The 10,143-nt window shown below is 58.1% G+C and carries 9 protein-coding genes and 1 pseudogene; 4 read left to right on the top strand and 6 right to left on the bottom strand.

The annotated features are described in order from the left end of the window. The 3 genes and pseudogenes from EOB59_RS20395 to EOB59_RS20385 form a co-directional block, all read right to left on the bottom strand. The coding region (locus tag EOB59_RS20395; protein WP_164762778.1) for a response regulator transcription factor at positions 1 to 444 on the bottom strand (444 nt) is incomplete at its 3' end. Between the two features lie 619 nt (positions 445 to 1,063). Beyond that, positions 1,064 to 1,498, bottom strand: a pseudogene (locus tag EOB59_RS20390) (helix-turn-helix domain-containing protein); the annotation flags it as partial. Positions 1,499 to 1,742: 244 nt separating this feature from the next. Continuing rightward, the gene (locus tag EOB59_RS20385) at positions 1,743 to 2,201 is read right to left on the bottom strand and encodes a response regulator transcription factor (protein ID WP_224570033.1); all 459 of its coding nucleotides are present in this window, start codon (positions 2,199 to 2,201) and stop codon (positions 1,743 to 1,745) included. A 159-nt stretch (positions 2,202 to 2,360) separates the two neighbouring features. On the opposite strand from EOB59_RS20385, the gene EOB59_RS20380 reads away from it, so the two are divergent. The 4 genes from EOB59_RS20380 to EOB59_RS20370 all read left to right on the top strand — a co-directional run bounded on the left by EOB59_RS20380 (position 2,361) and on the right by EOB59_RS20370 (position 5,832). Beyond that, on the top strand, positions 2,361 to 2,819 hold the full coding sequence (locus EOB59_RS20380) for a hypothetical protein (protein WP_128289091.1): 459 nt from the start codon (positions 2,361 to 2,363) through the stop codon (positions 2,817 to 2,819). 137 nt (positions 2,820 to 2,956) lie between these two features. Next, positions 2,957 to 3,097, top strand: coding sequence for a hypothetical protein (locus tag EOB59_RS36475; protein WP_245486683.1), 141 nt, complete (start codon positions 2,957 to 2,959; stop codon positions 3,095 to 3,097). 11 nt (positions 3,098 to 3,108) lie between these two features. Then, positions 3,109 to 4,077: a DUF418 domain-containing protein gene (locus tag EOB59_RS20375; protein WP_245486682.1), complete on the top strand. Its 969-nt coding sequence runs from the start codon at positions 3,109 to 3,111 to the stop codon at positions 4,075 to 4,077. A gap of 1,542 nt (positions 4,078 to 5,619) precedes the next feature. Then, complete coding sequence (locus EOB59_RS20370; RefSeq protein ID WP_008874821.1) at positions 5,620 to 5,832, top strand: cold-shock protein; 213 nt, start codon at positions 5,620 to 5,622, stop codon at positions 5,830 to 5,832. A gap of 228 nt (positions 5,833 to 6,060) precedes the next feature. Here the strand turns inward: EOB59_RS20370 and EOB59_RS20365 are convergent, their stop codons facing one another. From EOB59_RS20365 to sctV, 3 genes are all read right to left on the bottom strand, one after another. Then, positions 6,061 to 6,531: a MucR family transcriptional regulator gene (locus tag EOB59_RS20365; RefSeq protein ID WP_024505385.1), complete on the bottom strand. Its 471-nt coding sequence runs from the start codon at positions 6,529 to 6,531 to the stop codon at positions 6,061 to 6,063. A gap of 894 nt (positions 6,532 to 7,425) precedes the next feature. Continuing rightward, complete coding sequence (locus EOB59_RS20360; RefSeq protein WP_082826568.1) at positions 7,426 to 7,968, bottom strand: tetratricopeptide repeat protein; 543 nt, start codon at positions 7,966 to 7,968, stop codon at positions 7,426 to 7,428. 53 nt (positions 7,969 to 8,021) lie between these two features. Beyond that, the gene (gene sctV / locus EOB59_RS20355) at positions 8,022 to 10,085 is read right to left on the bottom strand and encodes a type III secretion system export apparatus subunit SctV (RefSeq protein ID WP_063169272.1); all 2,064 of its coding nucleotides are present in this window, start codon (positions 10,083 to 10,085) and stop codon (positions 8,022 to 8,024) included. Positions 10,086 to 10,143: the final 58 nt, after the last annotated feature.

Genomic DNA, 10,143 nt, shown 5'->3' with positions numbered 1-10,143 from the left:
GACCTCCTGCCCGTCGCGGAAGAGGCGTCGCTCGGCTGCCTGTATGGAAAGCGTCCCAACCGAAAATTGCGGCTCCGGAAAATGCCCTTGGCGACGTGCCACTGCACGGATGCGTGCCGAGAGTTCCCCCAGATCGAACGGCTTGACCAAATAGTCGTCGGCGCCAGCGTTGAGCCCCTCGATGCGATGCGAAATCCGATCGCGGGCTGTCAGAATGATGACCGGCGTTGTATCAAGCCCCTTGATCAGCTCCCGCAGATAGTCGATGCCATTGCCGTCCGGCAGGTGAACGTCGAGCAAAATAACGTCGTAGCCGGCCACAGCTGCATGACCGCGCGCTCCGGACAGGCCCTCGGCCCAGTCGACCGCGTGGCCACCAGCCACCAAATGATCGTGCACAGCACTTCTAAGGTCGTCGTCGTCTTCAATGAGCAGTATTCGCATCAGGCTGCCGAGCTCCGGTATGAGGGCAAGGCTCCTGCCTTATTGATCGAAGCTGACAGTAGGCTGAACCGGCGCCAGCGAATATCTGGGGGCTTTCAGGCTGCTGTCAGCTACAATTGCAAGAAAGGGGTCGTTAACAAAGCCAAACGAAGAGCCCCTATGAAACCCCTCCTGATCTCGGCACTTTTGCTCAATGTGACCACCGGCGGCTGTACACTGGTTGGCGGGCAATTCGACGTGGCGGTCAACGAATGGCAGCCGCGCCACGCGTCAATGTCCAGGCTTGAAACTGACAGGTGTCTTAAATACGAGGGCACCGTAGCGGGTGCCTCCAGTTATCGAACAGTGCCTAGCAGGTCAGAAGTGCACTTTGACCATAGGGGTCGTCCGTATTTTCGGCGCTCGCGAACAGAGTCGACGGTCAATCGATGCGCCACTGCCAGAGTCTGGAACGGTCAAGTGTTTGTTATCCCCCGTCCGGGCCATATTCTCTGCCGAGGACCAAGAAGGCCCTATTTTCGGTGCCCACGAACAGAGCCAACGGTCAATCGATGCGCCACTGCCAGGGTCTGGAACGGTCAAGTGTTTGTGATCCCCTGTCCCGGCCGTGTTCTCTGCCGAACTCGCCCTTGTAGTCGGCACACCAAAGATCGTTAGGGCGACAGCCGTTTGAAAGTGGTGTCCCCGTCGCCCTGTTGCGCCTGCGCTTGCGGCGCTCGACCATGCCGTGGCGGTCGAGCACGGCATGCACGGTCGAGATCGCGGGCCGGTGCACATCCGGATACAGCCGGGCCAGCCGCTCGCGTATCTTCGGCGCACCCCATGTCGGCTTGTCTTGCTTGAGGCGCACAATCAGCTTCTCGATTTGAAACGGAAGCTGATTGGCGTGGCGATAGGGCCGCCGCGATCGGTCCGTCAGCCCCTCCAGGCCGCTGTCGTTGTAGCGCGTGAGGATCTTGTAGCCGGTCTTGCGCGAGATATCGAACTCCCGGCAAAGCACCGCCATCTTCTCGCCGTCCAGCAGCCGGGCGACGAACTTCAGCCGCTCTTCCATGACGTTACACTCCTTCCAAGGCACCTTGCTCTCCTTGCAAAGGGCCGAAAGTGTAACCCATCTATCCGGAATGAACTGTCACCCATCTCTCGGGAAGGGCAGTCATGGCCAAGGCAACTGGAAGCCGAATTTTCTTTTAGAGTATGAATCAGCGCCGTCTGCCGAAAAGCGCGTCCACGATCTTCCCTTTTGAAACGACCGTGCAGGGCTGGGGCAGACGGTAGTCGAGCACCGCCCATCCGCGTCAAGTCAGGTAGACCTCCTGCCCGTCGCGGAAGAGGCGTCGCTCGGCTGCCTGTATGGAAAGCGTCCCAACCGAAAATTGCGGCTCCGGAAAATGCCCATGGCGACGTGCCACTGCATGGATACGCGCTGAGAGTTCCCCCAGATCGAACGGCTTGACCAAATAGTCGTCGGCTCCAGCGTTGAAGCCCTCGATGCGATGCGAAATCCGATCGCAGGCTGTCAGAATGATGACCGGTGCCGATTCAAGTTCCTTGATCAGCTCCCGCAGATAGTCGATCCCATTGCCGTCCGGCAGGTGAACGTCGAGCAAAATAAGGTCGTAGCCGACCACAGCTGCATAATCGCGCGCTTCGGACAGGTTCTTGGCCCAGTCGACCGCGTGGCCACCAGCCACCAAATGATCGTGCATAGCACTTCCAAGGTCCTTATCGTCTTCAGTGAGCAGTATTCGCATCATGCTGCCGAGCTCCGGTATGAGGGCAAGGCTCCCATCTTATTGGTCGAAGCTGACAATAGGCTGAACCGGCGGCAGCGAATTATTTGGGGAGCTTTCAGGCTGCTGTCAGCTACAACTTGCAAGAAAGGGGTCGTTAACAAAGCCAAACGAAGAGCCCCTATGAAACCCGTCCTGACCTCGGCACTTTTGCTCAATGTGACCCCCGGCGGCTGCATCAGCAAATTGATTTGGGAAACAGGCGCGCCGGTTCTAATGACCGACGCAGGCCGAGGTCTGGAACAGCTGGACCAGCGAACGGCGTCTTCGGTTTTTCAGGCAACAGCCACATGGAAGAATATGATTGGCTCGACCATGCGCCGAGCTTTGTCGAACGGATTGGTCGCGGGCGCACTACCACAGATTATGGCAGGTTTACGCCCTGGCCTTGACACCCGGGGTGATCGTCACCGGCGGAGCCGCGGCGTACTGATCGGATATCCAACGTCGCTGAGTCTCTCGTCGGTGCAGTGGATCTCTCGGCTTAGCCATCATGCAAAAAAACGACGGTTCCGCGACACCACTTTTCAGGTCCGTGACACAGGCTTTGTGAGCCGATCTGTTGTTCTTACCCCAGGCTAATGGCTGAACAGCTCTGTCGCCAGCTCGATGCGCCAGATGGCGCGATGTTTTGAACCCTTTCACGAGGCGACGGCAGCAGCCGACCGGCTCTCCTATCGCGGCTCCCGCGGTCCACACACCCAACAAGGGAATCTACCATGGTAATGAAGGCACCGGTTGCCGACGCTAGGAATGGGTCGGTAGTAGATCGGCTGGTCGGCATCGACCTCGCTCGGGGCCTGGCTGTCTTCGGGATGTATGCCGCCCATCTGGTCCCGACCCCGGCGAAGGAGGACTAGTCGGGTTTCTGATGGAACTAACCCATGGGCGGCCGTCGGCCCTGTTTGCCGTATTGGCCGGTTTTTCAATCCTCCTGATTACAGGTCGCAAGGCGCCGAAGTCGGGGATAGCCGGTAGACAGGCCATCGCCAGAGTCGCAATTCGTGCCCTTGTTTTGCTCGCGCTTGGCTCAATCCTGGGCTGCCTCGGTACCCAGGTCGAAGTCATCCTAGAATACTACGGAATTTGCTTCTTGTTGGTATTGCCGCTCCATCGGCTCAGCGCATATCAGCTGGGCTTGATCGCTGCCGCTACGGCATTAGTTCTCCCGCAAGTCCGTTCCTCCCTTCTGTCGGTTGCCCCCAACCTCCTCGACCCGGTCTTCAACCTCATGGTCAACGGCTACTATCCCGCGGTGACCTGGGTTCCTTTCCTCATCGCTGGCATGGCCATCGCGCGCCTTAATCTTAATACGCTAGCAGCGCATTGGCGCCTTGGTCTGGCGGGGGTCGCGCTGGCCGTGTTGGGCCATGGGGGATCCTTGCTCGCGCTGAGTTCCCGCGCTTTGACTGAAACCTCCTTGTGGTGGTCTGACGTTGACGGCGCTTTTGAGCCTTCCAAGTCGTCATTTATAGTCAAGTCGTCATGGATAGCCGCACCTCATAGCGAAACGACGCTTTCGATCGTGGGCAGCACCGGTTGCGCAATGATCATCTTGGCGGCTTGCATGCTCGCTGTGGATGCGCTCCCGCGTCTGCGAAAGCTGGTCTGGCCAATAATCGCAGTCGGCTCGATGTCTTTGACGGCCTATGTGCTGCACATTGCGGGAATAGCCTATCTTATGAAGATAAACATTTTCAAAGACGAGAGCCTGTCCACGCTCTTTGGCTTCATCGTGGTTATCAGCACTTTTGCGGTGCTTTGGCTGCGCGTCTTCCAGCGAGGACCGATGGAAGTGCTGATGGGTAGGGTCGCAGATCTCGCGCGTCACATCCGCTGAGCACCGCCGCGCCCCGGCCTCCCGATCACATTACGGACAAGGTGGGGCTTTGTCCAAAGCTTGTTCGCGGCAGGGGAGGGTACTTCCTCCCACCCTGCCGCCTTGTTGATGGAAGCTAAAACGGTCGCGCAGGCGCTAGAGTTGCATCGGCATAATCAGCTTAAACTCGCGAAGTTAAACCCGCGGTTGGTCTATCTCGGCCCGCCTCACCTGAAAGGCTAAGGTATCCGTTTCGGTCAAGGGTTTTAGGGGCCATTTTCGCTGCGCCTTGAGGAGAGCGTTTGCTAGGATCAGGAGCTTTCGCAAAAAGATGATGACCTTTGCGGGTTTGCCTGCCGCCTTTAGCGCCTGGTATTTTGCCTTGAGGTCGGGGTTGAAGCGCAGGGCGAAGGGCCGGGCATGTAGAGGGCCTGGCGAACATTGGCCCGGCCGCCCCGGAGAAGGCGCGGCCGCTCCATTTTGCCGAGGCCGGCGAGGCTTGCGGCCTTTGGTTCCGAGTTCCGGCATGTCGATGGTGAGTGTGCAGGCGGTGGCATCCGATGCGCCATATGCTGGTCAGGATTTCGCGGCGCTGGACAGCGTCGGGATCGGCTTTCATGAGGGTAAGCATCGTCTGATCGATATCGCTGAGTTCACGTGGATCTGCTTCCAGCCACTCGTTGTTGTGGCGCCTGAGCAAGGCAAGCGGTCAAGGTCTGGCTCTGGTGCTGGCTGCGGTGCGATCCCCGCACGGGCCAGGTGCCGATCGTGTCGACGATCCACCTCGCCGCGACCAGAGAGCTGCTACTCTCTTCCGCTGTTCATTCTGGCCTCTTCGCAATGAATGTCATAAAATCACCTGTCGCAATTAATGGTTTTTGATTTGGCTCCAACAGCTGGCAGATATCGCCGAGAGTTCCGCAGAGAGCGTCGAAAGTTTTGGCCGCCTTCTTCCGCAGCCGCGCCTTGAGTTTTGAGCAGACCTGTCTTGATCGGGTTGAGATCGGGCGAGCATGGCGGCAGGATCAGGAGCCAGTGCCCCTTTGGCCAACCAGTGGGCGGTGCGTACCTTGCCGACAATCTGGGGTTCCGAACCCGACAGTTGGTTTTCAACCCGACAGTGGCCCGCCTCAGAGCAGGCTACCGCCCTTCGGAGCAGGCAGAAGCTAATCGAGGTTCGCGGGTTCCGGTTTGAATGTGCAGGTCGCTGCGCGCCTGATCTTTCGGTCTGGCGGCACATGACAAAAACCCTCATTTTGGCCGACGATACCCGGTCAGGAGCGGGTATCGCAGTCGAGAAGCGACCCGAGCACGTCCACAAGATGTGCCGAGTTTGCAAGGTGTGTCATTGTTTCTGTCAACGTTCGAGCGACAGCGCACGACGAAACGTCTGGCATACGCCTCGTCTGGCACGCGCCTCGCATATGTTGCAGTTGCTGCTGGAGATCAGGCGATCGAGTGGGCCTTGCAATTTTCCGATTTTGATGCGCCTAAAGTCTCGTGTACAAATCAGGCTGGCGTGAATGGCCTGCCTAAGTTGCGACTTATTACAAAGGAATGGATATGGCGACTGGAACGGTGAAGTGGTTCAACAGCACGAAGGGTTTTGGTTTTATTCAGCCTGACAACGGCGGTCAGGATGTCTTTGTCCACATTTCCGCTGTTGAACGAGCGGGCCTGTCGACCCTTAATGAGGGCCAGAAGATCAACTACGAGGTGGAACAGGATCGCCGCACGGGAAAGTCCTCTGCAGGCAGCCTCAGCAAGGCTGGCTAACGGTCCGGGAAAGCCTTGGCAAGGTTCGTCATCGCCGGAACGCATTGACGGCTCGAAACCCGGGACGGAGCATGCAAGTTAATGCCGCGGCAGGGATTGCTGGAGCCATCATGAATTACTCTGGAAATGAGGCTCTTGGACGGGAAAGGCGGGGCTCATCCCCGCCCTTTGATTCCGCGCAGATTGGGCCAACGGCTGCTGCGCGTCCGAACGACTGTTGATACGGATTTAGGCTGCGACCTTCTTGCGGGTCCGTTTCGCCGGCGCCGTGGCTGGGGCTTCCGGCTCTTTCGGTTTGCGGCCGAGTCCCATGGTCTTGGCCAAGGCGGAGCGCGCAGCGGCGTAATTCGGCGCCACCATGGGATAATCCGACGGCAGACCCCATTTGGCGCGATATTCGTCTGGGGTCAGACCATAGTGCGTCGCCAGATGGCGCTTTAGCGATTTGAATTTCTTGCCGTCTTCAAGGCTAATGATGTAGTCCGGTTCGATCGACTTTTTGATCGGGACAGCAGGTTTTTTTACAGGCACAGGCTCTTCTGCCGGTATGAGTCCAGCCGTGCCGTTTAGAGCCCCGTGCACTTGGGCGATCAGGGCAGGAAGCTCCCCCGCCGGGACGGGGTTGTTGGAGACGTAGGCTGATACAACATCGGCAGTGAGCTCGATGAGGATGTCGGTCTTGTGGGGTTCTTCTGTCATAAACTTCTCCGGGCAGCTTGAAACACAGTTGGGCGAAGTGTCGCTTCATAGTGGCGGTTGCCGCTGAAAGCAAATGGATCGACGGGTGCGCTGCTCCTCCACCATTGAAGTCTCGGCGACGCATCCCGTCATCGTCCATCGCTAAAGGCAGCGTATTGAATTATGGGAGCGTTCGCGCCCGCCCCACCATAGCGATACAGCAAGACAATCAAAAAAGCCGGTCTTTGCTTGGCCCCAAATCTTTTCTCCTTTCGTGAACGCTGAGCTGCCAAGCTGCTACAGTTCACGTCGCGGGGCAACCGTGCACAACACAGGAGTCGCCCGAGCGATACATTCTTCACTTGCCGCTTATCAGCGCTGGTGATTGCACTTTGCAGCCTGCCTCCGGACCCGCAGCGCTCACGCTGTTGGTTTTGCGCCTGCAGGCGTCGGAAGTCGGATCGCCGCAGCTAATTTCCTCAGGCGGACGAATTCAACAAATCGATTGTTTGGATCGAAGGCATCCACACCATCGATGCCTCTAGAATATGATCCAGCTACAATCACCGTGCTGTAATGGCAGGGACGGCCAGCACAAGCGCGACACGATCCGGCGGGTCCATCGCTGCGTTACGTCTTCATGGCTACTGCATCGGGCGCTCCGTCGACCGCCTTAAGCCAGGTCGCCGCATTGCGAGACGGTGACCGGCGAGGGAGAGGGCGCTCTGGCAACGAAGCGAGGCGGGTGGCCTTGCGGGTGGCCGCGTGATGTCATCCGGCTCTCCTGCCGATCTCTGCCGGCCAGATCTGGAGCAACTGTTTTGCATAGATATGGCTCTCTTCAGGGGGCCATCTATGATGGGAGCCGAGCGCGTGTTCGAGCCGGGGAACAGGCTGCGCATGCACTGTGCCCACCTATTGCGATCGTGCTAACCTTGGTTGTTCGGACTTGCCGTTAAAGGCAAGCGACAGATTGAAGTTATGCTGCACCATCTGATTGCCTGGCTCGTTTTCGAGAGCTCGCCGATACAGGGCCTGTGCCGCGTCATGCCGCCCCTCAATGTCCAAAATCACGCCCTTCGCATTCAATGCACGTACGTTTCCTGGGGCTGCGACCAAGACGCTGTCGAGCACCTCAACCGCTTCGTGCGGGCGCTTCTGGCCCACCAAGGCATTTGTAAGTCGTATCGCCGCATCAACATTGTCCGGGTGCTGCTTCACCTCATCCCGCAAAGCCCGCTCTTGAACATCCTGACCAACTTCGCGCAAAATGCGTTCGCGCATAGCCGGATCGATTTGATCGGCGCTGAGCAACTCGGGGGAAGATGTCTCCTGCACGGAAAGAGCCGGCTTTTGCCAGCTGGCGCAACCGCCCAAAGGCAGAATGGCGAGTACGGCAAAAAGAAGTGAGTTCCGGCGCAGAAACATAGGCGATGGAGAAACTGTATTACTATTCATGTTATCTCTCAGTTATCGGGGAGGCGCGTGGCGTTCAGTTAGGAAAGGTGGGACTACTCTAACAATCCGCTGTTCGATCCGTGCGGGAGTGTGACGGATCCTGCGGGGCGAATTGTAAAGTCGGAGGCGAGGTCTTGATAAGACAGCACGGCGAGATCAACCCCGTTTCGCGTCAGAAAGCCGCGGACGAAACGTCGGACATCCATCGACGTCAACAGAATAGGGCGGGTTTGACCCGGTTCTGCGTTCGAAAGGACCTGACGTATCTGTGATAGCATCGCTTCGCTTTGCCGATCCTCCAGTGCGAGATAGGGGCCTGCATCCGAATCTCGAACCGCGCCACGCATCACATCCTCGCTCTCGCGCTCGACGACCAGGGCGGACACGATGCCCTCCGTGTTGGCATGGCGGTGGCAGATCTGTCGCTTCAAACCAGAACGGACATATTCCGTCAGCAGGGCAACGTTTTGCTCACGCTCGCTCCATTCGGCCAATGCCTCCAACACGAGACGGGTGTGGCGGATTGGGATACCTTCCTCCAGGAGGCGGCGCAGAACATCGGCAATCCGAGGAATCGGCGTCGTGCGTAGCACCTCTTTCACAAGCTCAGAATATTCCTGCTCCATTCGGCCCAGGAAATGTCGGGTCTCTTGGATGCCCACCAATCGCGGTGCGTAGCGGGTCAACGCTGCATGGACGCGCAAGGCGAGGAGTTCGCCGGGAGCCCTATGCTCCGTGCCGGCGCCCGTAAGGGCCTTTGCAGGGGTATGTTCAACCGGGAGTCTGTCCGTTTTCGGCTCACGTCTAAGGGGGACACCGCTCGAGTCGACGTGCGCTACATCGGCTCGGAGCGCCATCTGGTTTGGATCTAAGGCGTCCTGTTCGACTGGCACGCCCTCGACATCAATTCGGAATTGCGATTCAGGCAGCTGCTCGTCAACCAAGACAGGGATGCGAGGAACGATAATGCCCAGATCGGCTGTGACCAGGAGCGAAACGCGCCCAATATGTTTTTGCAATTCGGCTTGATCGACCGCCTGCATAAGATCTGGCGCTAGAAAAAATGCGATCGGGAATTCCTTCGCAGGCGCGGCTTGCTTAGGCTCCGCTGCAGTTCCACCTTTCGCATCGGCAGTGCCGGCGCCCAGCACATCAGCCTTGACAATGCTTACCGCAGCGAACACTGCGGCCAGCATCAGAAAGACGGGGAGGGGAAACCCAGGAACGAACCCCATTACAACCAGGACGCCGGCCGCCAGTCGCAAGGCTCGAGTGCTGGCCGTGAGCTGACTGACCATTTCTGTACCGAGGTTGATCCTCGCCGTCCCAGTCACACGGGTGACGATGGTCGCCGCAGTAATGGAGAGCAGAAGGGCCGGAATCTGCGATATCAATGCATCGCCTATCGTCAGCAGAGTGTAGTGATGCAGTACCTCGCCGAAGGACATGCCCTTGGAGAGCAGGCCGATCGAAATTCCACCCAGCATGTTGATGCAGATAACCACCAGCCCGGCGATGGAATCGCCCTTCACAAATTTCATCGCGCCGTCCATCGCGCCATAGAGTTGGCTTTCCTTCTCCAATTCGGCGCGCCGCCGGCGGGATTCGTTGGCATCGATGTGGCCGTTGCGTAGCTCTGCGTCGACCGCCATTTGCTTGCCCGGCAGAGCATCCAGCGTGAAACGCGCCGCCACTTCTGCCACCCGTTCGGCACCCTTCGCGAGGACCATGAATTGCACCATGGTGACGACCAGAAATATGACGAAACCCACCACGATATTGCCTGAAATGACGAAATCGCCAAAAGTATGAATAATGCTGCCGGCCTCCCCCTCGGCCAGAATCAGTCGCGTCGTTGCGACCGTGAGCGCGAGACGGAATACAGTGGAAATCAAAATAACGCCGGGCAAAGAGGAAAAATCAAGTGGAGTACTGACATACAGGGCAACCATCATCAGCAGTATGGCCAACCCCATATTGAATCCTATCAGGGCGTCGACCACCACGACCGGGATAGGCATGACCATCATCGCGACAGCCAGAAGCAGCATCAACGCAACCATTAAATCCGGGCTGGCCGGCGCACGCTTGATGAAGTCACGCAGGACGTTGGCCATCGAGACACCTTTGCAATCGGTTGAGACTTACTCTGCTGTTACGCCATGAAACGTGGCT

This window comes from Mesorhizobium sp. M7A.F.Ca.MR.176.00.0.0, from assembly GCF_004023165.1.
Taxonomy (GTDB): domain Bacteria; phylum Pseudomonadota; class Alphaproteobacteria; order Rhizobiales; family Rhizobiaceae; genus Mesorhizobium.
The sequence above is the reverse complement of the archived record's forward strand: the minus strand, read 5'-3'. Positions and strand labels throughout refer to the sequence as shown.